Source organism: Mycobacterium szulgai (assembly GCF_002116635.1).
GTDB lineage: Bacteria > Actinomycetota > Actinomycetes > Mycobacteriales > Mycobacteriaceae > Mycobacterium > Mycobacterium szulgai.
Genome location: NZ_LQPW01000148.1, coordinates 53,058 through 78,618 on the forward strand (window position 1 = coordinate 53,058; position 25,561 = coordinate 78,618).

A 25,561-nucleotide genomic window follows, 5' to 3' on the forward strand; every position below is an offset into this window, starting at 1 on the left:
CTGAAAGGATCCGTTGTGCCACAACACCATCCGTCTGTGCCCGCGCACTCGATCGCTCCGGCCTACACCGGTCGCATGTTCACCGCACCGGTGCCGGCGTTGCGGCTGCCGGAGGAGTCGATGGATCCCGAAGCCGCCTACCGGTTCATTCACGACGAACTGATGCTCGACGGCAGCTCACGGCTGAACCTGGCCACCTTCGTCACCACCTGGATGGACCCCCAGGCCGGACGGCTGATGGCCGAAACGTTCGACAAGAACATGATCGACAAGGACGAATACCCCGCGACCGCGGCCATCGAGCAGCGCTGCGTGTCCATGGTGGCCGACCTCTTCCACGCCGAACGCCTGCGCGACGACGATCCGTCCAGCGCCGTCGGAGTGTCGACGATCGGCTCCAGCGAGGCGGTGATGCTGGGCGGGCTGGCGCTGAAATGGCGGTGGCGGGAGAAGGTCGGTAAGGGGTGGGAGAAGCGCACGCCCAACCTGGTGATGGGGTCCAACGTCCAGGTGGTGTGGGAGAAGTTCTGCCGCTACTTCGACGTCGAACCCCGCTACCTGCCGATGGAAGAGGGCCGCTATGTCATCACCCCCGAACAGGTGGTTGACGCCGTCGACGAGAACACCATCGGAGTTGTGGGGATCCTGGGTACCACCTACACCGGTGAACTCGAGCCCATCGCCGAAATCTGCGCGGCGCTGGACAAGCTTGCCGCGAGCGGCGGCGTCGACGTCCCGGTGCACGTCGATGCCGCCAGCGGTGGTTTCGTGGTGCCGTTCCTGCATCCCGAGCTGGTGTGGGATTTCCGGCTGCCCAGGGTGGTGTCGATCAACGTCAGCGGGCACAAGTACGGGCTGACCTACCCCGGCGTCGGGTTCGTGGTGTGGCGCAGCGCCGAGTACCTGCCCGACGAGCTGGTCTTCCGGGTGAACTACCTGGGCGGTGATATGCCGACCTTCACGCTGAACTTCTCTCGCCCGGGCAACCAGGTGGTCGGCCAGTACTACAACTTCCTGCGGCTGGGCCGCGACGGCTATACCAAGGTCATGCAGGCGCTGTCGCAGACCGCGCGATGGCTGGCGGAGCAGTTGCGCACCGGAGACCATTGCGAGCTCATCTCGGACGGCTCGGCGATTCCGGTGGTCAGCTTCCGCCTCGCCAGGGATCGCGGGTACACCGAGTTCGACGTGTCCCATGAGCTGCGGACCTTCGGCTGGCAGGTGCCCGCCTACACCATGCCCGACAATGCCACTCACGTGTCGGTGCTGCGCATCGTGGTGCGCGAAGGACTGTCTGCGGATCTGGCCAGGGCCCTGCACGACGATGCCGTCACCGCGCTGAGCACGCTCGACAAGCTCAAGCCGGGCGGACACTATGAGGCTGCGCACTTCGCGCACTGAGGCTTGTGGTTTGTGCTCTGACCGCGGTGGCGTACGTGCACCCCATCGATCAGATGAGCCACCATCTGAGCATGCTCGCCCACGACATGAACGGCGAAACCGCTGAGCTACGGCCACGGCACGCCGCTGCGGCTGCGGCTGCGCAACGAACTCCAGCATGGCTTCAAGCAGGTCAAGTGGATCAAAGGCATCGAGTTTCTGGCCCACTACCCCGAGATCGGCAGCGGTTACGGCGGCTACAGCGAGGACCACAAGTACTTCGGGCGCCACCAGACCATCTGAACGTTCTGGGACAATGGCGGCCATGAACGGGTGGGCCGTTACGCCGCTATCGCTGACACCGGGAGTCCTCGCCGAGGCCGTGGTGGATCTCGGTGCAATCGCGCACAACGTGCGGGTATTGCGCGAGCACGCCGGCAATGCCGGGGTCATGGCCGTCGTCAAGGCCGACGGCTATGGCCATGGTGCTGTCCGGGTCGCCCACGCGGCGCTGGCGGCCGGAGCCGCCGAGCTCGGTGTGGCCACCCTCGACGAGGCGCTGGCCTTACGCGCCGACGGCATCACCGCACCGGTGCTGGCCTGGCTGCACCCGCCCGGCCTGGACTTCGCGCCCGCCCTGCTGGGCAACGTGGAGATCGCCGTGTCGTCGGTGCGCCAACTCGACGAGGTGCTGGATGCGGCGCGACGGACCGGCCGCACGGCAACGGTGACCGTCAAGGTCGACACCGGACTCAACCGCAACGGCGTCAGCCCGGCCCAATTTCCGGCGATGCTGGCCGCGCTGCGCCAGGCCGTCGCCGAGGAAGCGATCCGGTTGCGGGCCCTGATGTCGCACATGGTTTTCGCCGACAAACCCGACGATCCCATCAACGACCTTCAAGCCGAGCGATTCCGCGACCTGCTGGGCCAGGCCAGCGAGCAAGGGGTGAGTTTCGAGCTGGCGCACCTATCGAACTCGTCGGCCACCATGACTCGGCCCGATCTGGCCTTCGACCTAGTGCGCCCGGGTGTCGCCGTGTACGGGCTGAGCCCGGTCCCTAAGCTGGGTGACATGGGTCTGGTGCCGGCGATGACCGTGAAATGTCCTGTTGCGCTGGTGAAGTCGATTCGTGCGGGCGAGGGCGTGTCGTACGGTCACACCTGGATCGCGCCACGCGATACCAACCTGGCGCTGATCCCGGTGGGCTACGCCGACGGCGTGGTCCGCGCGTTGGGCGGGCGGCTGGAGGTGTTGATCAACGGCCGGCGCCGGCCCGGCGTCGGGCGGGTCTGCATGGACCAGTTCGTCGTCGACCTGGGGCCTGGGCCGCTCGACGTGGCCGAAGGTGACGAGGCGATCCTGTTCGGGCCCGGCAGCAGCGGTGAGCCGACCGCGCAGGACTGGGCCGATCTCCTGGGCACCATCCACTACGAAGTGGTCACCGGTCCGCGGGGACGCATCGTCAGAACCTACCGCGAGGCCGAAGGGCCCGAGCGACCTTGAGTGACAGCGAAACCCGTAAACGCCAGAAGGCCTGGCTTGCGGGCGGCGCCGGGCTGACCGCGGTCGCCACGCTGGTCGGAGCCTCAGCCCGCCGGTCGATGGCCGACCGCGCCCTGCTCGAAGATCCTTGGGCCGATGAGGATTTCGATCGTCTCGACAGCGATCGCAGCCACGAAGTGGTCACCACCGACGGCGTTACGCTGACGGTGCGCGAGGCCGGCCCGGTGGATGCGCCGCTGACCGTGGTCTTTGCCCACGGATTCTGTCTACGCATGGGCGCATTCCACTTTCAGCGGGTACGACTGGCCGAGCGGTGGGGCTCGGACGTGCGGATGGTCTTCTACGATCAGCGCGGGCACGGCCAATCCGGTGAAGGCGCCCCGGAGTCCTACACGCTGACCCAGCTCGGCCAGGATCTGGAAGCCGTCGTGCAGGCGGCCGCGCCGCGCGGGCTGATCGTGTTGGTCGGCCATTCGATGGGCGGCATGACGGTGCTCTCGCATGCCCGCCAATTCCCGGAGCAGTATGGCCAGCGGATCATCGGCGCGGCGCTGATTTCCTCGGCGGCCGAAGGGGTTACCCGCTCGCCGCTGGGCGAGTTCCTGAAGAACCCGGCCCTGGACGCCGTGCGCTTTGCGGCCAAGTCCGCACCGAAGCTGGTGCACCGCGGCCGCAACGTGTCCCGCTCGCTGATCGGGCCGATTCTGCGCGCGGCCTCCTACAGTGACCTGCAGGTCAGCCGCAGCCTGGACGCGTTCTCGCAGCGGATGATGAACGCCACCCCGATCGCCACCCTGATGGGCTTCTTGGGCGCTTTGGAAACTCACGACGAAACGGCCGGGCTGTGGACGCTGCTGCGAATCCCGACCCTGATCGCCTGCGGTGACCATGACCTGCTCACCCCGGACGAATACTCGCGAAAGATGGCCGCCTCGCTGCCCTTGGCCGAACTGGTAATCGTCGAAGGGGCCAGCCACCTGGCCCTGCTGGACAAGCCCGAGGCGATCAACGACGGGCTGATCCGGCTGGTCGAGCGGGCCGTTCCGAGCAAGATGACGTTGCGCTTGCGCCGGTTACGGGAACGGTTCCGGCGTGGATAGGCAGGGCACCGCCACGTGTGAGCGCGTGGAGGACACCGTGGCACTGGGATCCCGGCTGGGCGAACAGCTGCGCGCGGGCGACGTCGTCGTGCTGTCTGGGCCGCTCGGTGCCGGAAAGACCGTGCTGGCCAAGGGGATTGCCGCGGCGATGGATGTCGACGGTCCCGTCACCTCACCGACCTACGTCTTGGCGCGCGTGCACCCGCCGCGCCGGTCGGGGCACCCGGCGATGATCCACGTCGACGTCTACCGGCTGCTGGATCACCGGAGTGCCGACCTGCTGGGCGAACTGGATTCGCTGGACCTCGACACCGATCTGCAGGACGCTGTCGTCGTGGTGGAGTGGGGCGAGGGCCTGGCCGAACGCCTCTCGGAGCGTCACCTCGACGTTCGTCTCGAGCGAATAAGTCACTCCGACACCAGGATTGCCACGTGGGAGTGGGGATCATGATTCTGGCCCTCGACACTTCCACCCCAGCGGTGACAGCGGGCATTGTCCGGCTTGAGAATTTCGCCGTGCTGGCCCAGCGGGCAACCATCGACGCCCGCGCCCACGCCGAACGGCTGACGCCGAATGTGGTTGCCGCACTTGGCGATGCAGGGTTGACGATGGCCGACCTGAACGCCGTGGTGGTGGGCTGTGGTCCCGGCCCGTTCACCGGCCTGCGGGCCGGTATGGCCACCGCCGCCGCCTACGGCCATGCGCTGGATATCCCGGTGCACGGCGTGTGCAGCCTGGACGCCATCGGCGGGCAAACCAGCGGCGAGGTCCTGGTGGTCACCGACGCACGCCGGCGCGAGGTCTACTGGGCGCGTTACCGCGACGGAATTCGGACCGGCGGACCGGGAGTCAATGCCGCGGCCGACGTCGACCCCGGCCCGGCGCGGGCGGTAGCCGGCTCTCCGGAACACGCGGCGCTGTTCGACCTGCCCCATATCGAGCCGGTCTATCCGACGCCGGCCGGCCTCGTCGCCGCGGTATCTGATTGGTCCGCGCATCCGGCGCCACTGGTGGCCCTGTATCTGCGCCGGCCGGATGCCAAACCCTTGGCGGAGCGACAATGACCGCTCCCGTCGAGCCCGTCACCCTCGGCGCGCTGACCCGCGCGGACGCCGACCGCTGCGCCGAACTGGAAGCCCAGCTCTTCGACGGTGACGACCCATGGCCGACCGTCGCATTCGAACGCGAACTGGCCAGCGCCCGCAACCACTATGTGGGCGCCCGCAGCGCCGGCCTATTGGTCGGCTATGCCGGCATCTCGCGGCTGGGCCGCACCCCGCCCTTCGAGTACGAGGTGCACACCATCGGCGTCGACCCCGTTTATCAGGGGCAGGGCATCGGCCGTCGGCTACTGGACGAGCTGCTGGACTTCGCCGACGGCGGCGTCGTCTACCTGGAGGTCCGCACCGACAACGAGGCCGCGCTCGGCCTGTACCGCAGCGTGGGATTCGAGCAGATAGGTTTGCGCAAGCGCTACTACCGAGTCAGCGGCGCCGACGCCTACACCATGCGACGGGAGGTTCGCTGATGTCAGGGATGGTCATCCTGGCCATCGAAACCTCCTGTGACGAGACAGGTGTCGGGATTGCGCGCCTGGACCCCGACGGAGGCGTGACGCTGCTGGCCGACGAGGTGGCGTCCAGCGTCGACGAACACGTGCGGTTCGGCGGGGTGGTGCCCGAGATCGCCTCCCGCGCCCATTTGGAGGCATTGGGTCCGGCGATGCGTCGCGCGTTAGCGACGGCTGGCCTGAACAGGCCCGATGTCGTCGCCGCCACGATCGGCCCAGGGCTGGCCGGCGCGCTGCTCGTGGGGGTGGCTGCCGCCAAAGCGTATGCCGCCGCCTGGGGCGTGCCCTTCTACGCCGTCAACCACCTGGGCGGACACCTGGCCGCCGACGTCTACGAGCACGGGCCGCTACCCGAATGCGTGGCGCTGCTGGTGTCTGGGGGCCACACCCATCTCCTGCACGTGCGTTCGCTGGGTGAGCCGATCGTCGAACTCGGCAGTACGGTCGACGACGCCGCCGGCGAGGCCTACGACAAAGTGGCACGGCTGCTGGGGCTGGGCTATCCCGGCGGCAAGGTGCTCGACGAGCTGGCCCGGACCTGCGACGGGGAGGCCGCGGACATCCCCGTGTTCCCGCGCGGCATGACCGGCCCCAACGACGACCCGCACGCGTTCAGCTTCTCGGGCCTCAAGACCGCTGTGGCCCGCTACGTCGAGAGCCACCCGGACTTTCGCACCGCCGATGTCGCGGCCGGCTTCCAGGAGGCCGTCGCCGACGTGCTGACCAAGAAGGCGGTCCGGGCGGCGGTTGAGCTGGGCGTGTCCACGCTGCTGATCGCCGGGGGAGTGGCCGCCAATTCCCGGCTGCGCGAGCTGGCCAGCCAACGCTGCGCCGCGGCGGGGCTGACGTTGCGAATACCCAGACCCCGGTTGTGTACCGATAACGGGGCGATGATCGCGGCGTTCGCCGCGCAACTGGTTGCCGCCGCGGCGCCGCCGTCACCGCTGGATGTGCCCAGCGACCCCGGTTTGCCGGTGGTAACGGGACAGGTTGTAGGGAAGCAGCGGGCCCCCCTTGAGTGCTAGCACTCGCATGTATAGAGTGCTAGGTGGCAATCGGACAGCTCCTGCGCCGGCACCCGCGACGACGACGCGAGGGTTGAGAAGAATGCCAATCACCTGGTAATTCGGACGGTTCCGGGGCCTGCCCCCGGACCGACCGCCAACTCTAACTAGTGGAGGCTCCAAATCGTGGCGAAGGTGAACATCAAGCCACTCGAGGACAAGATTCTCGTGCAGGCCAACGAGGCCGAGACCACGACCGCGTCCGGTCTGGTCATCCCCGACACCGCCAAGGAGAAGCCCCAGGAGGGCACCGTCGTCGCAGTCGGCCCCGGCCGGTGGGACGAGGACGGCGAGAAGCGGATCCCGCTGGACGTTGCAGAGGGTGACACCGTCATCTACAGCAAGTACGGCGGCACCGAGATCAAGTACGGCGGCGAGGAATACCTGATCCTGTCGGCACGCGACGTGCTGGCTGTCGTTTCCAAGTAACCCGTGTTCCGCCCCGGCGATCCCCGTGTTGAACCGCGGGTGATTTCCGGGGCGGCTCGCGTTGAAGGGGATCCTTAATGAGCAAACTTATCGAGTACGACGAAACCGCGCGTCGTGCCATGGAGGCGGGCATGGACAAGCTCGCCGACACGGTGCGAGTGACGCTGGGGCCGCGCGGCCGGCACGTGGTGCTGGCCAAGTCCTTCGGCGGGCCGACGGTGACCAACGACGGCGTCACCGTGGCCCGCGAGATCGACCTGGAAGACCCGTTCGAGAACCTCGGCGCGCAGCTGGTGAAGTCGGTGGCCACCAAGACCAACGACGTCGCCGGCGACGGCACCACCACCGCGACCGTGCTGGCGCAAGCGCTGGTGAAGGGCGGGCTGCGGCTGGTGGCCGCCGGGGTCAACCCGATCGCGCTCGGCGCGGGGATCGCCAAAGCCGCCGACGCGGTTTCCGAGGCGCTGCTGGCCGCGGCCACGCCGGTGTCCGGCAAGGAAGCGATCGCCCAGGTGGCCACGGTCTCCTCGCGCGATGAGCAAATCGGTGAGCTGGTCGGTGAGGCGATGAGCAAGGTCGGCCACGACGGTGTGGTTAGCGTCGAAGAGTCGTCGACGCTGAGCACTGAGCTGGAGTTCACCGAGGGCGTCGGCTTCGACAAGGGTTTCCTGTCGGCGTACTTCGTCACCGACTTCGACTCGCAGGAAGCCGTGCTGGAAGACCCGCTGATTCTGCTGCACCAGGACAAGATCGGCTCGCTGCCCGACCTGCTGCCGCTGCTGGAGAAGGTCGCCGAGGCGGGCCGGCCGCTGCTGATCATCGCCGAGGACGTCGAGGGCGAGGCCCTGGCGACCCTGGTGGTCAACTCCATCCGCAAGACGCTGAAGGCGGTGGCGGTCAAGTCGCCGTACTTCGGCGACCGGCGCAAGGCGTTCCTGCAGGATCTGGCGGCGGTCACCGGCGCCGAGGTGGTCAATCCCGACGCCGGTCTGGTGCTGCGTGAGGTGGGCCTCGAGGTGATGGGCTCGGCGCGGCGCGTCGTGGTCACCAAGGACGACACCATCATCGTCGACGGTGGCGGCGCTCCGGAGGCGGTCACCGCGCGGGTCAACCTGCTGCGCACCGAGATCGACAACAGCGACTCGGAGTGGGATCGCGAGAAGCTGGGCGAGCGGCTGGCCAAGCTGGCCGGCGGGGTAGCCGTCATCAAGGTCGGTGCGGCCACCGAGACCGCGCTCAAGGAACGCAAGGAAAGCGTCGAAGATGCGGTTGCGGCCGCCAAGGCGGCCGTCGAAGAGGGCACCGTCGCCGGCGGCGGGTCCGCGCTCATCCAGGCTCGCCAGGTGCTGAAGTCGCTGCGTGGTGAGCTCTCCGGCGACGAGGCCCTCGGTGTCGACGTGTTCTCCGAGGCCCTTGCCGCACCGCTGTACTGGATCGCCGCCAATGCCGGGCTGGACGGCGCGGTGGTGGTCAGCAAGGTCAGCGAGCTGCCCGCCGGACACGGGCTGAACGCAAGCACCCTGAACTACGGCGACCTCGCGGCCGACGGCGTCGTCGACCCGGTCAAGGTGACCCGGTCCGCGGTGCTCAACGCCTCATCGGTAGCCCGCATGGTGCTGACCACCGAGACGGTAGTGGTCGACAAACCCGCCAACGCAGACGACCACGACCACGGCCATGGCCATGGCCACAGTCACGGTCATCACCACCACTAGGTTCCACAGAACGAAACACCCCCAGCCTGACGGCCGGGGGTGTTTCGCTTTCGGAGGCCACTCGTCGAGAAACGCGAGATATAAGCCACGCACACCGATCTCGGCGTGTGGTGTGCCTGGTTTATGTGTCGCGTTGGGCCGCAATCGAAAACCACCGAGCCATTCCCACGTGATAAACCTCCACCATGGCCGAACGCGTTACGTTCCAAAGCTCGACGGGTCCAGAATTGGCCGGGATCGTCGACGTGCCGTCCGGGGCGGTGCGCGGCTGGGGCGTGTTCGCGCACGGCTTCACCCTGGGTAAAGAGTCGCCGGCCGCGGCGCGAATCTGCAAACAGCTGGCCTCTGACGGCATCGGCATGCTGCGCTTCGACGCGTTGGGTCTGGGTGGATCAGCGGGAGACTGGGGTGACGGGTCGTTCACCGTCAAGGTCCACGACATCGTCAAGGCATGCGAATTCATGGCCGACCGCGGGACACCGGCCGACATCCTGGTTGGGCACTCGTGGGGCGGGGCCGCGGTGCTGGCCGCGGCGCGGCAATCGCCAGGTGTGCGGTCCGTCGTTACCGTGGCGGCGCCGATTGACGTCGGGCATGTCGAGAAGCATTACGACGCGGTGGTCGACCGCTGCCTATCCGAGGGCAGTGCCGAATGGATGGTCGGTGGTCGCACGCTGACCCTGAAGAAGGCATTCGTCGAGGATGTCCGCGCGGCCCACCTGCACGACAAAATCAAGACCTTGCGCCTGCCGCTGCTGATCCTGCATTCGCCCACCGACAACACGGTCGGCATCCAAAACGCGACCGACATCTTCCGCTTGGCCCGCCACCCGCGCAGCTTCGTTTCGCTCGAGGGCTCCGATCACCTGCTCACCGCGCGCGGCCAAGCTCATCGGGCAGGTCGCATCATCGGCGCCTGGGCTGACGCATACCTGGACGAGTGAACCTAGAAGTGGCTGGTAAGCCGCTTCGACACCTCCTCTGCCGCGGCTTTGACTGCCGCTGCGATCGTCGGCAGTAGGTCGCCGAGGCGGGTGGTGGGGCCGGCCACGCACAGCACCCCCACCACGCGGTCGTTGATCAGGACAGGTGCGCCGACCCCGGAAACATCGGGCAGCGTCTGGCCATGGTTCAGTGCCACGCCGTCGGCCCGTACCGCCTCGAGTTCGGTTCGGACCAGTGCGCGCTGCTCGCCGTCGTCGAAGCGGTCGGCAAGGAAAGCCTCCCGCTCCTGTTCGGAAGCAAAAGCCAGATAGCAGCTGCCCGCGCTGGTGGGGTAAAGCGGGCGGCGCGTATGTAGCGGTGCGGAATACCGGATGGACTGGGTTGACTCCACAGCGTCGGTATAGACGACCGAGTCCCCCACGCGCGCGGCGAGCATGACGGTCTCGTCGAAGCGACGGTGTAGGGCCTCCATCGCCGGTCGGGCTACCGGGTCGATGCTGGGCGGTGCGGTCATGAGCAACGCCCCGATTGCGGGACCGATCGAGTAGCTTCCCGCCTTTTCCTGCAGGTATCCCGTGGCAACGAGGCCCTTCACCAGGTCGTGCACCGAGGAACGCGGTGCGTCGAGCGCGGCGGTGAGTTCACTGAGACGGACGCCGTTACGGCCGGCCGCCACCCGCTCAAGGATCGTCGTGACGCGCGAAACCGTGCGATGTTCTTTCGCGGGTACCGCTCCTGCGGGCTCTGACATCAGTCCCCTTGTCCGGATATACGTCGCACCGCCTGACGCTTGACGATACCGCCTATCCGGCCTATATGGCCCTAAATTCCGGAGTATGTTACCCGGTCCATCTTGACCGATGTCCGGATATGCGGAACTATATGTTCGCATATCCAATCTAGTGTCCGTATATACGAACAGGAGCCATGGTGCGAACGCAAGAACGAGACGAGCCGGCGGCCGGCCCACTGGCCGGAGTGCGGGTGATCGAGCTGGCCGGCGTGGTGATGGGTCCGCTGGCCGGTCAATTACTCGGTGACCTCGGCGCTGACGTCATCAAGATCGAGACCGCCACGGGCGACGTCACCCGCCAGTACCAGCCGTGGCGTCACAAGGACATGGGCTGGATGGGATTGAACCTCAACCGCAACAAGCGCAGCGTCGTACTCGACCTGAAATCGGCACGTGGGCGCGACGCGCTCGAGCAGATGCTGGCCGCTGCCGATGTGTTCCTGACGAATCTGCGCCCTGCCTCGTTGGCCCGGCTCGGATTGTCTGCTGACCAGGTGACCGCCGAACATCCGAGGCTCGTCTACGCCAGCGCACACGGCTTCCGCAGCGGCACCGCCGAGCAGAACCGCGCGGCCTACGACGACGTCGTGCAGGCGGCATCGGGGATGGTGTGGCTGAACCAGCAGAGCGCCGGTACGCCCTACCTACCGCCGGCGATCCTGGCCGACAAGGTGTGCGGCTTGGTGCTGACGCAGTCCATCCTGGCCGCGCTGTACTACCGCGCGAAATTTGGGCGCGGCCAGCACGTCGAAGTGCCGATGCTCGACACCATGCTGACGTTCAACCTCGTCGAACATATCGGCGGCGCGGCCTATGAACCACCGGCCGCCGAATTCGGCTATCAGCGCGCAATGAGTCCATATCACAAGGCTTTTCGGGTCCGCGACGGCTGGATGTGCGTGCTCCCCTACGGGGACCGCAACTGGTCGGACTTCTTTGCTGTCCTTGGACGTCCCGAGTTGGCGCACGATTGCCGGTTCCAGGACCGGGCGGCGCGGGCGGAGCACGTCGACGAGCTCTACGCCCTGGTCGAGGAACTCACCGCGGTCTACTCGATGGACGAGTTGCAGGCGGCTTGTGATACCCGCGGCGTCGCCGCGGCCCCGGTCAGGACCTTGGCCGAGGCGACGGACAGCGATTACGCGCGCGACGGCGAGCTGTTCGAGATCGCCGAACACCCCAGCGAGGGCGCATACCGCGTAATCGGTTCGCCGGTGCGGTATTCGGCGACGCCGCCCACCCTGCGACGGCATTGCCCACACATCGGCGAGCACACCGCCGAAATCCTCGCCGAGTTCGGCATCACTGAGTAACGGAAGGCAACTGCCATGGCTACCGAAGAACTTGTGCGCGTCGACCGCCATACCGACGGCGTCGTAGTGCTCACTCTGAACGATCCCGACAGGTGCAACCCGATGTCGAACTCTATGACCGCTCAATGGCGTGCGGTGGTGCAGGAGTTGCAAGCCGACCTTGACCTGCGTGCGGTGGTGGTCACCGGCGCGGGCCACGCATTCTGTGCCGGTGCAGACCTGGCCGAACTGGACGAGCTTCGTACCGCCGGTCTGCTGGAAAGCCGCCGCCGACTCACCCGGCTCTACCGCGATTGGTTATCCGTGCGTGAGCTGCCGGTGCCGACGATCGCCGCGATCAACGGCCACGCCATCGGCGGCGGGCTGGCTTTGGCCCTGGCCTGCGAATTGCGTTATTGCGCAATAGAAGCCAAGCTCGGCTCCCCGTTCGTCAAGCTGGGGTTGCACTCGGGCATGGCGACCATGGCCGAGCTGGTGGCGGCCGTCGGTACCCAACGCGCCAGCGAGCTGCTGTACACCGGCCGGCTCGTGCACGGTGCCGAGGCCGCCGACATCGGCCTCGTGTTAGCGGCGTCGCCGGCGGAATACGTGCTGGATCAAGCGTTGTCGACCGCACACGCGATTGCCGAGGCTGCCCCCGCCGCGGTGCGGCTCACCCGCAGCGGACTGCTCAACGGCCCGTTCACCGTCGAGGCGTCGCTGGCATGGGAATCGGTGGCCCAGCCGCTGACCGCGACGACCGAGGACTTCGCCGAAGGTATTGCCGCGGCCAGGCAACACCGCACACCTGTGTTCTCCGGCCGGTGACCCGATGACGCTTTTCGTCTTCGATCCGCCCGAGGCCAAACTGCCGCGCGGGGCCGCCGAATTGCGCCGGCAGGTAAGGGAATTCATCGACGAGGAAGGCGCCGCGGGCGCGGTCCTGGGTCGCCCCGCCGCGTGGCTGCACGCCCGCGACGCCGAGTTCAGCCGCCGGCTGGCCCAACGCGGGTGGATCGGTATGTGGCTGCCTCCCGAGTACGGCGGCAATGGCGACGGCTGGCTCAAGCGGTACGTGGTGCTCGAAGAGCTCGTCGTGGCCGGAGCCCCGGTGGCCGCGCATTGGCTGGCCGACCGGCAGTCCGGCCCCTCAATTCTCAAGCACGGCAACGAAGAACAGCGCCGGCGCTATCTACCGGCCATTGCCGAGGGGCGGTGCTTCTTCTCCATCGGCATGAGCGAAAAGGACGCCGGTTCCGACCTGGCCGCCGTGCAGACCAGGGCCGTACGCACCGGGGACGGTTGGCGGATCACGGGAACGAAGATGTGGACCGGCGGTGCGCACGTCAACGACTACGCGATCGTGCTGGCCCGCACCGACCCGGACGCCGAGGACCGCCACCACGGGCTCAGCCAGTTCATCGTGGACCTGAAAGCGCCGGGCGTGCACACCAAGCCGATTCGCTTTCTCACCGGGGAACACCGGTTCAACGAGTTTCACATGGATGGGGTCCGAGGCGGACCGGACATGCTGCTCGGCGAAGAGGGCAGCGGCTGGCAACAGGTGACCGCCGAGCTGGCCTTCGAGCGCAGCGGGCCCGAACGCGTGCTCGCGACCACCCCGTTGCTGGTCGCGCTGGTGGGGGAGCTCTCGGCGCATCCGGTCAGCGCTGAGCAGCAGCGCCGGCTCGGCCAGCTCGTGGCTCGGCTTGTCGCGTTGCGCCACATGTCATTGGGCGTTGCCGCCACGCTGGAATCCGGTGGTTCCACCGAAATGCAGGCCGCGCTGGTCAAAGATCTCGGTACCCGGTTTCAACGTGAGCTGGTCAATACCGCCAGGGAAATATTGCCGGTGATGCCGCGTGCCGATGCCACCATCGGCTCCTTCGCCGAGGTACTCAGCTATGCCATCCGTTACAGCCCCACTTACACGCTGGGCGGCGGCGCCAACGAGATCCTGCGCGGCGTGGTGATCAAAGGCCTGGAGAACGCGCGGGCCGGCGGTGGCCGTGCGCCGTGGGACACCGATCTGCTGCCGGGAGTGGCCGATGTCGCCACGCGCGCCGCGCTGGTCCGCGACGCCGGATACCACGGCGCGCCGGGACCCTTCGCGGAGACATTGCTGGTGGCTCAACCGCTGCTGGCCGAAATCGGACTGGCAGTCCCGGCCGGCCCGGTAGCGGTCGCGCTAGACACCGCTGCGCGGCTCAAGGTTCGCTTCGCGAACCCGGGCGCGGCCAGCGTGGTCGTCAGCGGCAGTTTGCCCGATGTGGGCTGGGCCCGCGCGGTCCAGCAGATCCTGGTCGTCGCCCGCGGCCCGCGCGGTCCGGTCGCGCTGTTGGTCGACCGCGCGCAGTGCGTGCTGCACGAGGGGACGAACCTAGCCGGAGAACCGCGCGACGGCCTGGTACTGCTCGATGTCGAAGTGTCGGTGGAGCGTATTCGCCCGCTGACCGAGCGGATGGTCGAGCAAGCCCGGGCCGGTAGTGCCCTCGCCAAGGCATGCCTCATTGCGGGTGCCGTACAGCGGTGCGTCGAGCTCACCGTCGACCACACCGCCACCCGGCACCAGTTCGGCCGGCCGTTGAGCCGGTTCCAGGCGGTCCGCCAGGAGGAAGCCCAGTTGATCGGCGAGGCCGCGGTGGTCTGCTCGGCCGTCGCCTGCGCGGTCAACGCGATGGCAGCCGGGCGGGACGCCGACTTCGTCATCGCCTGTGCCAAGGCGCAAGCCAGCGCATCGGTCGGTGAGATCACCCGCATCGCGCATCAGCTACACGGTGCCGTCGGCTTCACCGAACGCAGCCCCTTGCACCAGAGCACGCTGCGGCTGTGGGCGTGGCGGGAAGAGGACGGCGCCGAGCACGAGTGGGCACGCGCGGTCGGCCGCAGGGTGCTGGCCGCGGGCGCACGGAATTTCTGGCAGTTGATCACCGCCACCACCGAAGACGGCTGATCGGGTCCTGCAGGCCCTAGGTCCTGCTCGCACTGCGCGGCAGGAGCAGCCAGACGGCGACCGCGGCGGCCAGCGGTACCAGTGCCATAGCCAGGCTGGTGGTGCGCAATGCCGAGGCAATGATCTCCTGGGTCTCTGCCAAGACGCGATGCGCCAGGTCCGGGTTGAGTGTGGCGAGGCTGCCGAGATGGCCCCCGCCGTTCGAGCGCGATGCCTCCAAGGCGTTGGCTGCTTGAGCGGGAGAGATACCAACGTCGGCGAGCCGCTCCCGCGCTCGTGCGGTGTAGAAAGTGGTGGCCAGCAGGGAAACCACGGTGGGGCCAAGAGAGTAGGCGGACTGGCCGGCGCCGGGTTTGACCGCCGATACCGAGCCTTCCAGCCCTGGCGGGGCGTAGCTCATCATGATGCTTGCTTGCGGGGGCTCAACCATGGCAACGCCGACGCTCAGCGTTACAACCCCCAAGCTGATCACCGGTAGCGATGTGCTTACCCCGAAGGTGGCAAACATGCCACTGGCCAGGGTGAGCAGCCCGAGACCACACAAGATGGTGGTACGCGCCGAAGTCCGCATCATCATGCGACCGCCCATGACCGCTGCGGGTGCTTGCACGGCGGTGGCCAGCACCAGCAGTAGGCCCAGCACCGTTGGTGAAAACCCGCGGACCACGGTGGTGTAGTAGCCCAGCAGCAGCACGCGTCCGGCCAGCAGGAAGTTGAAAGCCAGTCCGGTGATGACCGCGGCGTTGAATGGGCCGGCGCGAAAAACCCGCAGGTCCAGCGCCGGCTGGTCGGTGTGTTGCTCCCACCATACGAAGAAGGCTCCGGCGACCAGCCCGATCAGCAGCGGCGGCACGGCCGCGGCAGGGCCATGACCGAGGCGGGACAGTCCGTAGACGAGGCTGACCAGCATGAGGCCGGCTGCGCCGATACCGGGGTAGTCGATCCGGCGGCCCTGGATGCGGAATATCTCGGGCACGAACTTCAGCGTGAGGGGGATGGTGATAAATGCCGCGACCGGGGCGACGACCAAGGCCCAGCGCCACCCCAGAGACTCAACCAGGATGTCGCCGATCAATGGTAGCGGCGCGCCGGCCAAGAATGCCGTCGCGAGAAAAAGGCTGATGGCCTTGCCTCGCTGCGCAGGTGGGAAAACGACGTTGATGATCGCCAGGGAAAGTCCCAGCAGAAAGGCGAAGCAGATACCGGTCAATGCACGGGTGATCATCAGCATCGTCGCGTTGGGCGAGGCTGCGGCGAGCAGGCCGCTCACGATCACGCCGACCAGGCCCAGGAGATACATCCGGCGTTTGCCGTAGATGTCACCCAGCGTGCCGGCGGCCAGGATGGTTGCGGCCAGGGTCAGCGTGGCCAGACTCGCGGTGAATCCGCCGGCAGCGGTGCTCAGGTGAAGGCCCTCGCGCACCGCCACCAGGCTGCTGGAGAAAATGGCTGGGTCGGCGCCGGTGATGGCGAAGCCCAGACCCATGGCAAGCACGATCATCCACTGGGTGAACGTCAGCTTGTTTTCGGCCGACTGGGTTGGTGTGTCGAGCACGGCCATGAGGGTGTTCCTCCGTCGTAACATGTGCAGGGTCCTGTTATCCGGCGGCGGGCGAGCCGACCACGATGCGACGCGAAACGCGGTATCGGGCCCCGCTGGCGCTGCTTTGACCGGCATCGCCGGCTGCGCTCAACGGCGGTAGACCGCCCAGCATGGGGCCGGCCACATCCGGAGCGGCCATTGGTGCGGATGCCAGCCCGGTGTTCGGCAGCGCCGCGGCCGCGTGGCTGGCGCTCGGGGCTACGGCGCCCCAACTATGTGGTACCGACAACGCCCCGATCGAACCGGCTCGACCCAGACTCGCCGACGCGATCGCGCCTCTGCCCAAACCCGGCATCTTGAGGCCGAAGTTGGTCGTCGCTGCCGCCAACGGCGCGACAGCCTCGGCGGCGGTCTGCCCTACCGACGTGAACGACCTCAGGACCGACGTTATGGACATCGTCGCCGACGTACTACCCGCGCCGACCTCCATGGGCGTCATCAGCCCTTCTTCCACTGTGACCATGCCCGTGACTATCGGACGGGTGCTGACCAACTTCAGCAAACCCGGCACGGTGATAATCAGCTGTGACAACCTCACCGCGGTGCTGCTGGCCGCCGCGGTGCCGGCCAATTGAGCGGCCGCGCGCGCGACCTGCGTCGGCGCGGTGAATGGGGTCAATCGGGTTGCGGCGGCCGCGGTGCCGGCGTAGCCATACATCACGGCGGCGTCTTGGGCCCACATCTCGGCGTAGTGGGCCTCGGTCGCCGCGATCGCCGGAGTGTTCTGGCCCAAGAAGTTGGTCGCTACCAATGCCATCAACAGGGTGCGGTTGGCCGCGATCTCTGGTGGCGGCACCGTCATCGCAAACGCCGCTTGGTAGGCCGCCGCGGCGGCCCTGGCCTGGCTGGCGGTCTCCTCGGCCTGCCCGGCCGTGACGTTCAACCACGCCAGGTAGGGAGCGGCTGCGGTCGCCATCGCCACCGATGCCGCACCCTGCCACGGCCCGCCGACCAGCTCCGAGACAGCCGACCAGCACTGAGCTGCGGTGGAGTACAAGTCGGCGGATAGCCCATCCCAGGCCGCCGCCGCGCCGAGCAGTGGCCCGGCACCGGCCCCGGCATACATGCGCGCGGAGTTGATCTCCGGCGGCAACATTCCGTAGTCCACCGTTGTCCTCCCGCTCAGCCGACCGCAGCGGCGTTGGCGGCCTCGGCGGCCGCATACGAGGCGGAGCTGGTGCCCAGCGTGGTAACCAACTCGTCGTGGATGGCCGCGGCGTAGGCGCTGACCTCCTGGTACAGGGCGGCGTGCGCCGCGAACTGAGCCGCGATGAGCGAGGACACCTCGTCGGCGGCGGGTGGCACGATTGCGGTGGTGGTGGCTGTCGCGGCCGCGTTGTGCGCGGTCATCGCCGAGCCGATACCCAGCAAATCTGCCGCCGCTGCCACCAGCGCCCGCGGCTGGGTGGTCACGAAAGACATGGGTTACCTCCCTCTGAGTTGACTTGTGAGCTGGACACTGAATTGGCTTGTGCTGGCCAACTGCTCTTTATGATCGAGACCACAGCACCGCCGCCCAAGGGCGAAAATCGCTCAATCCAACCCGATAGTGGTGCAAAAGTGTGCACTCGCCGCGCGGCTGGCGACCTTGCCTGCGGGTGGCGGCCAACCTCGTTGCCACGCTCGACCGCGGCCTATGTGGCCGCGGTTGTCAAACCAGTTGCACGGCAACGCAATTCGTGACGGCTACAACATCTGCCGTGCGGATTTGGGGTGATCTCCGGTTCAGCCGGCAAATTTCTGTCCCTAGCAAGGTTTCACGGCAAAGTTCCCGTTGATGTGCTCGGCTTGATCGGCAGCACCTGCGTGCCGGTTCTGATAGTGCTAGCGATGTGCTGCACCACGGCGTGACTCGCGGTCAACGCATCCCCGCGCCCGGATGGCGACGTGGTGGTTGTCTGCCGAAGCTTGGCGCGCAGCTTCGACAACGTGAATCGATTGTTGTCGACGTCGTAGAAGAACCGCACCGGCCGAAACGTCAGATACACCAGCGCCAGGATGACCATCGCCAGCATCGCCGTCCAGCTCTTGACGCCATGCGCCTCGGTTGTCCTGGTATACCGCGTGATGTACCGGTAGAAGTCGCGCACCGAGGAGTCCAACCGCCGGCCCGAGATGCCAGCAATCATCGTCGCCTCGTAGGCAATCTCGAAACCGGTCTTGAACAGCGTCAGGGCAAGGTCGATATCCTCGTGCAGCTGATCTTCGGGATCCAGCTGGGCCAGGTGACGGATCGTCCGCCACGCCGATTTCCGGATTGCCATGTTGGCGCCCAGGAGAAATCGCTGATCTTTTGAGTGGCGCTGCAAGTAGCTGCGAATGCGGTGGTCTCCCCAGAAACCCACCCTTCGCAGGGGCATGTCGTAGTAAAGAACCGGGCCGGTTGCCGCGTCGACGGCAGGGTCGGCAAATCGGCTGCGAATCGTCTCCACCCAGTCACTGGCGATACGGGTATCGGCGTCGATGCGGCCGATGACATCGCTGCGGGTGTGGTCGAATCCATGGTTGCGCGTCGGGATGAGCCCTTGATGCTCATTCTGCTCGAGCAGGCGAATGTTTAGCTGAGGGTTTAATTCTTGGTACCGCCGCACTACCGCCACGGTATCGTCGGTCGATTTGTTGTTCACGATTATTATCTCGTCAGGCATGGACGTCTGAGTGACGCATGATTCCAGACATCTGCCAATAAAACGCTCCTCATTATAAGCTGGGATAACAATTGCCACGCTCGGTCTCCGTGATATCGCGGCGGGCCGAATCTTCCAGATGTACGGACGTCGCAATGCGGGCAACAGTGCGCCATGGTAGTGAACCTGCCCTCGGATTGATGTCAACTTTGTAGCGTTCAAGACATTTCCTAACTAGACGATGATTTTGCGGCGACAGATCAAACTGCTGGTGGTTTCCAAGAATTGGTCATTTTCATGAGGCAATCCAGCTGAAACCTGTAGGTAGTGCGGTAAACCGATGTCGCCTAACAAGATCCCCGCACTTGCATAGGTCTCCCAGACTGCGCGTGTGTCTTCGAACTGTCCGATAAGGAAGAAGTTCGTGTCGCTGTGCGGAATGTCGAATCCTTCGAACCGAAGATAGGTGACCATCCGGTCACGCTCCAGTAGAAGTTCGGGGACTCTTACCAGGATCTCGTCGGCGCGAGCAATGATCACAGCTGCTGCTGCTTGTGTTATGGATGGCACGAAATAGGGAAGTCTCGTTGCAAGCAGCGCATTAATAACGTTCGGTGCAGCGATCATGTAACACAATCTGCCGCCCGCGAAAGTAAGCGCCGTGCTCAACGTGCGGCAGATCGCAACCCTCTCTGGGTGGCGGCGTATGAGCTGTAACGCACTGTCTACCGTCGACATTTCGATGAATGCCTCGTCGATGACGAGTATGCCCGACCGCATGCGGCACAGCATTTCCTCGAAAATGTCCAGGCTAATACTGTCGCCGGTGGGATTGTTCGGGCTTTGGATAACCACGACATCCGGTTGTTGCTTTTCTATCTCGGTAATGGCCGAGTCTATGTCACGATGCGGAAAGGCGTGCGACGGCACACTCATCCATTGTGTGCCGGTCGCTTCGGCAATTACCCGAAAATATGTGTACGATGGTTCTAGCCCGAGTGCGGTTCCACCTGGGCCGGCGAATGTCCGAAAGATCTGTTGAAGCATTTCGTTGCATCCGTTGGCTACCCAGATATTTTCAGGCGTCACGGCGATACGCTCGTGATTGCAGATGTATTCGGCCAATTTCCGTCGTAATGCTGTCGCGTCAATGTCGGGGTAGGTGTTAATGGTCGCGATTTGTGCTCTGACCGCTTCGATAACCGCGTTCTGGATGTGCGGTGCTAACGGATACGGGTTAACCGGGCAATGCAGTTCGATCCCGCCATATTCGAGTGCGGCCCCCGGCAAGGGGAGGGTGAGTGATTGAGGCCGGTTCGGCGGTTTCGCGGAACCGCCCGACCGGTGCGGTGGAAGTGATGTGGTATTCATTTTTCCCCATTGGAATGCTCGGCGGCGGCCGGAATAAGTTCGGTTGCCCGCGGCCGCTATCACAATGCGCATGCGGCGTCGTGGCCATTCCCGGCAAGTTGCTCATCACCGCAGCAGACGGCTATGGCTGCCGACGATCTGCCATCCATGATCGTTATCGCACCGATGCTGTCCAAGGGATTAAACCCACCAATCGGGCCGACAAATGGTGCAAAAGCGTGCACTGCCGGTCTAGGGTGAGTGCGTGGTATGGCAAAGACCGTCGCCGCAGGTGTGTGAGCTGATCCGGCAAGGAGCGCGGATCGTCCTCAACACTCCTCAGGAGTGGCTTGACGAATACGACCGGGACACGATGGCGGCCAACCCGTCCATCGCCGAGGATCCCGTTTTGGCAGCGGCCACCCGTCGCAGTATCCAGTCCAGCCTGATGCACTGGGCCGCGGCGAATGTCAGTAACCCCGGGGCTCCGGTGCCGGCCAATCTGGGGCCCGAGCCGCTCAGCATCGCCCGCGACATGGCGCGCCGCGGCCTGGCGCCGTTCACTTTCCGTCCGGCCCAGACCGTGGGCTGGCGGCTCTGGATGGATACCGCATTTGATCTGACGTCTGACCCCGATGAACTGCGCGAACTGCTCGACGTGTCGTTCCGGTCCATCAGCGACTTCATCGATGCAACGGCGGCCGGTATCGCAGCCCAGATGGAGCGGGAACGCGACGAATTGGTCCGCGGTACGCACGCCGAACGTCGCGAAGTCACTGCTCTGATCCTCGAAGGCGCCCCGATCAGTCGGCAGCGCGCCGAAGCGCGATTGGGCTACGCCCTCAACCGCAACCACACAGCCGCCGTTGTCTGGAGTCCCGAGCCCGACGGCGACGTGAGCCAGCTCGACCAGCTCGCCGAATCGTTTGGTCACGCCGCTGGGTTTGCCAGGCCACTGACCGTGGTCGCCAGTGCCGCCACCCGCTGGGTATGGGTGGCCGACGCCACCCTCGACGTCGAGCGGATTCACCGGGCGGTCAAAGACGCTCCCGGGGCACGGATCGCCATCGGAACCCCGGCCAAAGGAATTGAAGGCTTCCGGCGCAGCCACCTCGAGGCCCTCACCGCGCAGCGCATGGTGGCCGCGTTGCGGTCTGTTCAGCAGGTGGCGTTTTTCGCCGACGTTCAGCTAATCGCTCTGATCACCCAAAACCCGGAAGCCGCAGACGATTTCATCAAGAACACATTAGGGCGGTTTGAGTCGGCCAGCCCGGAGCTGCACAACACCGTGCTGACGTTCGTCAACCAACAATGCAGCATCGGGCGCACCACCAAACTGCTCTATACACACCGCAACACCCTGCTGCGCCGGCTCGACCGCGCTCAGCAGCTCCTCCCTCGGCCGCTCGCGCACAGCAGCGTGCATGTCGCCGTCGCGCTCGAGGCGTTGCAATGGCGGGGCAAGCCAACCCCCTAGGGATGTCTAGAGTGAACCGGCTCCGGGTTCATCTCGGACCCACTTCTTGCCGCTATCAGCTGTGGTGGATGGCCGGCAGAAAGCTTCCGAACCCCTTTGATTGCCCGAGATCTGTTGCGTATCCAGATGTTTGGGTGTAAGCGACACGGCCGTTGATGAGTACGGCGTCCACGGCGTTGTCGTTGCGGTTGACCACACGGTCGACGCCGAAGGCGTCGGGGGCGGGCGCCTCGGTGGTCTCGAATACCTGGTCGGTGAGGCCGTCGGGATCGATCACCACTAGGTCGGCGCGGCTACCGACGCGGATGTGGCCGGCCTCGACACCCCACCAGTCAGCCAGATCGGAGGTCAGCTTCCGCACCATCTCGCCGACGGTGATCTTCGGACGGGCGGACTGTTCGGCTCGCTTGGCGAGCGTCAGCGCGCGCAGCCCGAAGTTGTAGTTGGCCAGGCTGCGCAGGTGCGCCCCGGAGTCGGCGAATCCGACCTGGGTGCCGGGGCTGGCCAGCAGTTTCACCACGATGTCGGGGCGGTGATTGCCCACCACGGTGTACCAGCGCAACTTGTCCCGCCAGGTGGCGGCCAGATCGAGGAAAACTTCGGCGGGGTGTTGGCCGCGTTCGCGGCTGAGGTCTTCGAAGGTGCGACCCACCACCGACGCATCGGGGCAATCGATGATCACGGCATCGTCGAAACGCCGGTTCCACAGGCCGTTCATCATGAATCCGCCCATGTCCTTGATGAATTGGGCGCGGAATTTCGGGTCTCTCAGCAGCGCGTACTGGTCGTCGGCGGTGCGCAGGTTGCGCAGCGTGACGCCGCTGCTGAACTCCTCGAACGCCGCGAAGTCCACCCCGTCGCAGAAAATCGTCATCGGGCCCGGCAACGCCTGAAATCGTAAGTCGCCCTTCAGTACTCGGTTGGTGAGAAATGCCAGCAGCGGTGACACCCGGTGTAGCCAGGGGTTGGACTTGAAGTCCAGCGCGGTCAGCAGGCTGGTGCGCAGCGGCCGACGGCCGATGCCGGCAGCGGTGAGCGCGAACGCGAGCACGTTGACCTGGGTCTCGGCGTTGGGGGCGCTCTGCAGGATCCGGCCTCGCCGGCGCAGCCGCTTGTGCAACCGCCGGTACTCGCGCCACCGTGCGAACGTGGATGGCAAGGGCTCAGCCCACGCGCGGTCGCCGGCCAGCTTGTCCCGACGGGTGGTCATGGTCGACAACCCGAGGAAACCTTCGTCGAGCGCGTCGTCGAGGATACGTTCCATCGTCGCTATCTGGGAGTCGCTGGGCCGAAAACGCTTGTCGGTCGCGGTCTTTAAGCCCAGCACACCGACGCGCAGATCGCTGTGGCCCAACATGACCGCGACGTTGGGGCCCAGCGGCTGCTGCTGCAGCCATTGACGGTATTCGCTGGGGCTGCTCCAGGTCTTGTCCTGCTGCAAGATTGTTTTGATGCCTGAATGCGGGATCGCCTCCACTCGGGCGAACAGGTCCGCCGAATCGTCGGCGTCCACGGTGACCATGCTCAGCGAGCAGTTGCCGATCACCACGGTCGTCACCCCATGACGCACCGATTCGGGCAGCTCAGGGGCGGTGACGATTTCGGCGTCGTAGTGCGAGTGGATCTCCAAAAAGCCAGGCGTGACCCACTTTCCGTCGGCGTCGATTACCTCGTCGTAGTCGGCGGGATCCAGCGGCCGCGCGGACACCGCGCTGATCGCCCCGTCGGCAATCGCGACGTCACCGATCGCGCCTGGCGACCCGCTCCCGTCGAAGACCAGCCCACGCCGGATCAACACTCGTGGACCGGGCTTGCTCGCGGTGCTGCTCATTGGCGGGCTCCTTTCGGCCGGGGTCCCCGGCGATCGCGCGGACGACCAAGTGCGACAAATGATCCAAGCCGCGGCACCGCAGCCCAAGGGCCGAAACATCCCATTAGGCGAAGCAAATGGTGCAAAAGTGTGCAGCGGCGGCCACCGGCGGATGGGTAAGCTGACCGCAAACGCACCCAGCTTCTCAGCCGGATCTGGCTGGGTAATCGCTTGTGTGCCAAGATAACCCGATGTAGGAGGCCCTGATGACCGGCGACGCCGACGCTATCTATCTCAACGGTGACATCGTCACCATCGACGACGAGCGACCAACGGCCGAGGCCGTGGCGATCAAGAATGGCCGCATTGTCGCCGTCGGGACTCGCGCCGAGGTGGTGGCCCGGTACCAGGGGCCAGTGACGCGCCAAGTAGACCTGGATGGCAAGACCATGCTGCCCGGCTTCATCGACCCGCACAGCCACTACGTCAACGCGCTCACGGTGGCCAACCAGGTCAATGTGTTCGCGCCGCCGGCCGGCCCCGGCGCAGATGTCGACGCCATCGTCGCCGAGCTGAAGAACTTCCGCGACACGCGCAACATCGGCGCGGGCGAGCTCATCATCGGCTACGGCTACGACGAAACGGTCATGCCCGGTGGGCGCACGCTGCATCGAGAGGACCTCGATCGGGACTTCCCGGACAATCCGGTATTGGTCGGGCATGTGTCGCTGCACGGGGCGGTGCTCAATTCGGCAGCGCTGGACAAGTTCGGCATCTCGGCGGACACCGTGACACCGCCGGGCGGTGTGATCGTGCGCAAGGAAGGGTCGAACGAACCCGACGGGCTGGTCATGGAAACCGCGTTCCTGCCGATCTTCGGCGCGCTGCCCAAGCCCACCCCGGACCAAGAGGTCGAGTGGAGTATCGCCGGTCAACGGCTGTACGCCGCGGCCGGCATCACCACCGCCCACGAAGGGCTGACCCATGCGGCCGACATTGCCCTGCTGCAGCGAGCGGCCGCCGGAGGCGCCGATCTGATCGACGTCGTCGCGTACCCGTTCATCCTCGACCTCGACGAAGTCCTTCGGGAAAACCCGCCTGAGACCTTCGGGACCTACCGCAACGGCGTCAAGCTCGGTGGCGTGAAGATCACCCTGGACGGATCGCCGCAGGGCCGCACGGCGTACTTCACCACCCCGTACCTCGTCGACGGACCCGACGGCGAGCGCAACTGGACGGGGGAACTCGGCTTCCCGCAAGAAACCGTCAACTCCTGGTTCAAGCGTGTCTACGATCTAGGCCTGCCGCTGAACGTCCACGCCAACGGTGATGCCGCCATTGACGTGCTGCTGGCTGCACACGAATTCGCCGCGGCCGGCGATCTGACCAAAGACCGCCACACCACGGTTATTCATTCCCAATTCGTACGGCGCGACCAGCTTGCCAAATACGTCGAGTACAAGCTGATTCCCTCGCTGTTCACCGAGCACGCCTTCTACTTCGCCGACACGCATATCCGTCTGCGAGGCAAGGAGCAGGCCCATTTCCTTAGCCCGATGCGGGCCGCCATCGACAGCGGCCTGCGCCCGACCAATCACACTGACTTCAACGTCTCACCGCTGGACCAGATGTTCGTAGTGTGGACGGCGGTCAATCGCGTCTCGCGAAGCGGCGAGGTCATCGGCCCCGATCAGCGCGTCACCGCGCTGGAAGCGCTTGAGGCGATCACGATCAATGCCGCATATCAGTACGGCGAGGAGCTGTCCAAGGGCTCGATCACGGTGGGCAAACTCGCCGACCTGGTCATCCTGGACGCCAATCCGATGACCGTGGACCCGATGCGGATCAAAGACATCGCGGTGGTCGAGACGATCAAACAGGGCCGCACGATTTATCGCAGACCGGTCGCGCTACCGGTTTGATACTCGGTGGTGCGGCCATGAGCAGC

At 65.9% G+C, this 25,561-nt stretch carries 22 protein-coding genes and 1 pseudogene; 16 read left to right on the top strand and 7 right to left on the bottom strand.

The window, feature by feature from the left end; genetic code table 11:
* The first annotated feature begins 15 nt into the window (after positions 1-15).
* The 11 genes and pseudogenes from gad to AWC27_RS21960 all read left to right on the top strand — a co-directional run bounded on the left by gad (position 16) and on the right by AWC27_RS21960 (position 9,707).
* Positions 16-1,401, top strand: a complete 1,386-nt coding sequence (gene gad, locus AWC27_RS21910; RefSeq protein ID WP_085672415.1) for a glutamate decarboxylase — start codon at positions 16-18, stop codon at positions 1,399-1,401.
* Between the two features lie 38 nt (positions 1,402-1,439).
* Positions 1,440-1,683 (top strand): annotated as a pseudogene (locus tag AWC27_RS21915) (molybdopterin-dependent oxidoreductase); the annotation flags it as partial.
* A gap of 22 nt (positions 1,684-1,705) precedes the next feature.
* Entirely contained in the window at positions 1,706-2,884 is a 1,179-nt protein-coding gene (alr, locus tag AWC27_RS21920; protein ID WP_085672480.1) for an alanine racemase, read from the top strand.
* The gene (locus tag AWC27_RS21925; RefSeq protein ID WP_085672416.1) at positions 2,881-3,984 is read left to right on the top strand and encodes an alpha/beta fold hydrolase; all 1,104 of its coding nucleotides are present in this window, start codon (positions 2,881-2,883) and stop codon (positions 3,982-3,984) included. Before alr ends, AWC27_RS21925 begins: the two co-directional genes overlap by 4 nt.
* Entirely contained in the window at positions 3,977-4,435 is a 459-nt protein-coding gene (tsaE, locus tag AWC27_RS21930) for a tRNA (adenosine(37)-N6)-threonylcarbamoyltransferase complex ATPase subunit type 1 TsaE (protein WP_085672417.1), read from the top strand. The genes AWC27_RS21925 and tsaE overlap by 8 nt, the downstream gene beginning before the upstream one ends.
* Entirely contained in the window at positions 4,432-5,049 is a 618-nt protein-coding gene (gene tsaB, locus AWC27_RS21935; RefSeq protein ID WP_085672418.1) for a tRNA (adenosine(37)-N6)-threonylcarbamoyltransferase complex dimerization subunit type 1 TsaB, read from the top strand. The genes tsaE and tsaB overlap by 4 nt, the downstream gene beginning before the upstream one ends.
* The gene (gene rimI / locus AWC27_RS21940) at positions 5,046-5,513 is read left to right on the top strand and encodes a ribosomal protein S18-alanine N-acetyltransferase (RefSeq protein ID WP_085672419.1); all 468 of its coding nucleotides are present in this window, start codon (positions 5,046-5,048) and stop codon (positions 5,511-5,513) included. The genes tsaB and rimI overlap by 4 nt, the downstream gene beginning before the upstream one ends.
* An 8-nt stretch (positions 5,514-5,521) precedes the next feature.
* Positions 5,522-6,580, top strand: coding sequence for a tRNA (adenosine(37)-N6)-threonylcarbamoyltransferase complex transferase subunit TsaD (tsaD, locus tag AWC27_RS21945; RefSeq protein ID WP_211281692.1), 1,059 nt, complete (start codon positions 5,522-5,524; stop codon positions 6,578-6,580).
* A gap of 165 nt (positions 6,581-6,745) precedes the next feature.
* Entirely contained in the window at positions 6,746-7,048 is a 303-nt protein-coding gene (gene groES / locus AWC27_RS21950) for a co-chaperone GroES (RefSeq protein WP_011739140.1), read from the top strand.
* A gap of 77 nt (positions 7,049-7,125) precedes the next feature.
* The gene (groL, locus tag AWC27_RS21955; RefSeq protein ID WP_085672421.1) at positions 7,126-8,763 is read left to right on the top strand and encodes a chaperonin GroEL; all 1,638 of its coding nucleotides are present in this window, start codon (positions 7,126-7,128) and stop codon (positions 8,761-8,763) included.
* 185 nt (positions 8,764-8,948) lie between these two features.
* A complete protein-coding gene (locus AWC27_RS21960) occupies positions 8,949-9,707 on the top strand; it encodes an alpha/beta hydrolase family protein (RefSeq protein ID WP_085672422.1) in 759 nt (252 codons plus the stop codon).
* 2 nt (positions 9,708-9,709) lie between these two features.
* Here the strand turns inward: AWC27_RS21960 and AWC27_RS21965 are convergent, their stop codons facing one another.
* Positions 9,710-10,459 carry an IclR family transcriptional regulator gene (locus tag AWC27_RS21965; protein WP_085672423.1) on the bottom strand — a complete coding sequence of 250 codons (750 nt, stop codon included), beginning with the start codon at positions 10,457-10,459 and terminating at the stop codon, positions 9,710-9,712.
* 176 nt (positions 10,460-10,635) lie between these two features.
* Between AWC27_RS21965 and AWC27_RS21970 the strand changes: the two genes are divergently transcribed.
* The 3 genes from AWC27_RS21970 to AWC27_RS33030 are packed head-to-tail and all read left to right on the top strand — an operon-like array spanning position 10,636 to position 14,746.
* Positions 10,636-11,814: a CaiB/BaiF CoA transferase family protein gene (locus tag AWC27_RS21970; protein WP_085672424.1), complete on the top strand. Its 1,179-nt coding sequence runs from the start codon at positions 10,636-10,638 to the stop codon at positions 11,812-11,814.
* Positions 11,815-11,829: 15 nt separating this feature from the next.
* Positions 11,830-12,621: an enoyl-CoA hydratase/isomerase family protein gene (locus tag AWC27_RS21975; RefSeq protein WP_085672425.1), complete on the top strand. Its 792-nt coding sequence runs from the start codon at positions 11,830-11,832 to the stop codon at positions 12,619-12,621.
* Between the two features lie 4 nt (positions 12,622-12,625).
* Positions 12,626-14,746 carry an acyl-CoA dehydrogenase family protein gene (locus AWC27_RS33030; RefSeq protein ID WP_139837144.1) on the top strand — a complete coding sequence of 707 codons (2,121 nt, stop codon included), beginning with the start codon at positions 12,626-12,628 and terminating at the stop codon, positions 14,744-14,746.
* A 16-nt stretch (positions 14,747-14,762) separates the two neighbouring features.
* On the opposite strand, the gene AWC27_RS21985 is transcribed toward AWC27_RS33030, so the two are convergent.
* From AWC27_RS21985 to AWC27_RS22005, 5 genes are all read right to left on the bottom strand, one after another.
* Positions 14,763-16,307 carry an MFS transporter gene (locus tag AWC27_RS21985; RefSeq protein WP_169726835.1) on the bottom strand — a complete coding sequence of 515 codons (1,545 nt, stop codon included), beginning with the start codon at positions 16,305-16,307 and terminating at the stop codon, positions 14,763-14,765.
* Positions 16,308-16,344: 37 nt separating this feature from the next.
* A complete protein-coding gene (locus tag AWC27_RS21990; protein WP_085672428.1) occupies positions 16,345-17,457 on the bottom strand; it encodes a PPE family protein in 1,113 nt (370 codons plus the stop codon).
* A 14-nt stretch (positions 17,458-17,471) separates the two neighbouring features.
* Positions 17,472-17,771: a PE family protein gene (locus tag AWC27_RS21995; protein ID WP_085672429.1), complete on the bottom strand. Its 300-nt coding sequence runs from the start codon at positions 17,769-17,771 to the stop codon at positions 17,472-17,474.
* 335 nt (positions 17,772-18,106) lie between these two features.
* Entirely contained in the window at positions 18,107-19,075 is a 969-nt protein-coding gene (locus AWC27_RS22000; protein WP_169726836.1) for a glycosyltransferase family 2 protein, read from the bottom strand.
* A 135-nt stretch (positions 19,076-19,210) separates the two neighbouring features.
* Positions 19,211-20,419 (bottom strand): aminotransferase class I/II-fold pyridoxal phosphate-dependent enzyme, encoded by a 1,209-nt coding sequence (locus AWC27_RS22005; protein ID WP_085672431.1) that lies wholly within the window; start codon positions 20,417-20,419, stop codon positions 19,211-19,213.
* A 172-nt stretch (positions 20,420-20,591) separates the two neighbouring features.
* On the opposite strand from AWC27_RS22005, the gene AWC27_RS22010 reads away from it, so the two are divergent.
* Positions 20,592-21,803 (top strand): Rv1453 family transcriptional regulator, encoded by a 1,212-nt coding sequence (locus tag AWC27_RS22010; RefSeq protein WP_085672432.1) that lies wholly within the window; start codon positions 20,592-20,594, stop codon positions 21,801-21,803.
* Between the two features lie 55 nt (positions 21,804-21,858).
* Here the strand turns inward: AWC27_RS22010 and AWC27_RS22015 are convergent, their stop codons facing one another.
* A complete protein-coding gene (locus tag AWC27_RS22015) occupies positions 21,859-23,634 on the bottom strand; it encodes an N-acyl-D-amino-acid deacylase family protein (protein WP_085672433.1) in 1,776 nt (591 codons plus the stop codon).
* A gap of 245 nt (positions 23,635-23,879) precedes the next feature.
* Between AWC27_RS22015 and AWC27_RS22020 the strand changes: the two genes are divergently transcribed.
* Complete coding sequence (locus AWC27_RS22020; RefSeq protein WP_085672434.1) at positions 23,880-25,535, top strand: amidohydrolase; 1,656 nt, start codon at positions 23,880-23,882, stop codon at positions 25,533-25,535.
* Positions 25,536-25,561 lie beyond the last annotated feature (26 nt).

Coding starts and splice junctions, on each gene's coding strand:
- alr (WP_085672480.1), top strand. CDS start 1,706: ATGAACGGGTGGGCCGTTACGCCGCTATCGCTGACACCGGGAGTCCTC.
- tsaB (WP_085672418.1), top strand. CDS start 4,432: ATGATTCTGGCCCTCGACACTTCCACCCCAGCGGTGACAGCGGGCATT.
- rimI (WP_085672419.1), top strand. CDS start 5,046: ATGACCGCTCCCGTCGAGCCCGTCACCCTCGGCGCGCTGACCCGCGCG.
- tsaD (WP_211281692.1), top strand. CDS start 5,522: ATGGTCATCCTGGCCATCGAAACCTCCTGTGACGAGACAGGTGTCGGG.
- groL (WP_085672421.1), top strand. CDS start 7,126: ATGAGCAAACTTATCGAGTACGACGAAACCGCGCGTCGTGCCATGGAG.
- AWC27_RS21960 (WP_085672422.1), top strand. CDS start 8,949: ATGGCCGAACGCGTTACGTTCCAAAGCTCGACGGGTCCAGAATTGGCC.
- AWC27_RS21965 (WP_085672423.1), bottom strand. CDS start 10,459: ATGTCAGAGCCCGCAGGAGCGGTACCCGCGAAAGAACATCGCACGGTT.
- AWC27_RS21970 (WP_085672424.1), top strand. CDS start 10,636: ATGGTGCGAACGCAAGAACGAGACGAGCCGGCGGCCGGCCCACTGGCC.
- AWC27_RS21975 (WP_085672425.1), top strand. CDS start 11,830: ATGGCTACCGAAGAACTTGTGCGCGTCGACCGCCATACCGACGGCGTC.
- AWC27_RS33030 (WP_139837144.1), top strand. CDS start 12,626: ATGACGCTTTTCGTCTTCGATCCGCCCGAGGCCAAACTGCCGCGCGGG.
- AWC27_RS21985 (WP_169726835.1), bottom strand. CDS start 16,307: ATGGCCGTGCTCGACACACCAACCCAGTCGGCCGAAAACAAGCTGACG.
- AWC27_RS21995 (WP_085672429.1), bottom strand. CDS start 17,771: ATGTCTTTCGTGACCACCCAGCCGCGGGCGCTGGTGGCAGCGGCGGCA.
- AWC27_RS22005 (WP_085672431.1), bottom strand. CDS start 20,419: ATGCGCATTGTGATAGCGGCCGCGGGCAACCGAACTTATTCCGGCCGC.
- AWC27_RS22015 (WP_085672433.1), bottom strand. CDS start 23,634: ATGAGCAGCACCGCGAGCAAGCCCGGTCCACGAGTGTTGATCCGGCGT.
- AWC27_RS22020 (WP_085672434.1), top strand. CDS start 23,880: ATGACCGGCGACGCCGACGCTATCTATCTCAACGGTGACATCGTCACC.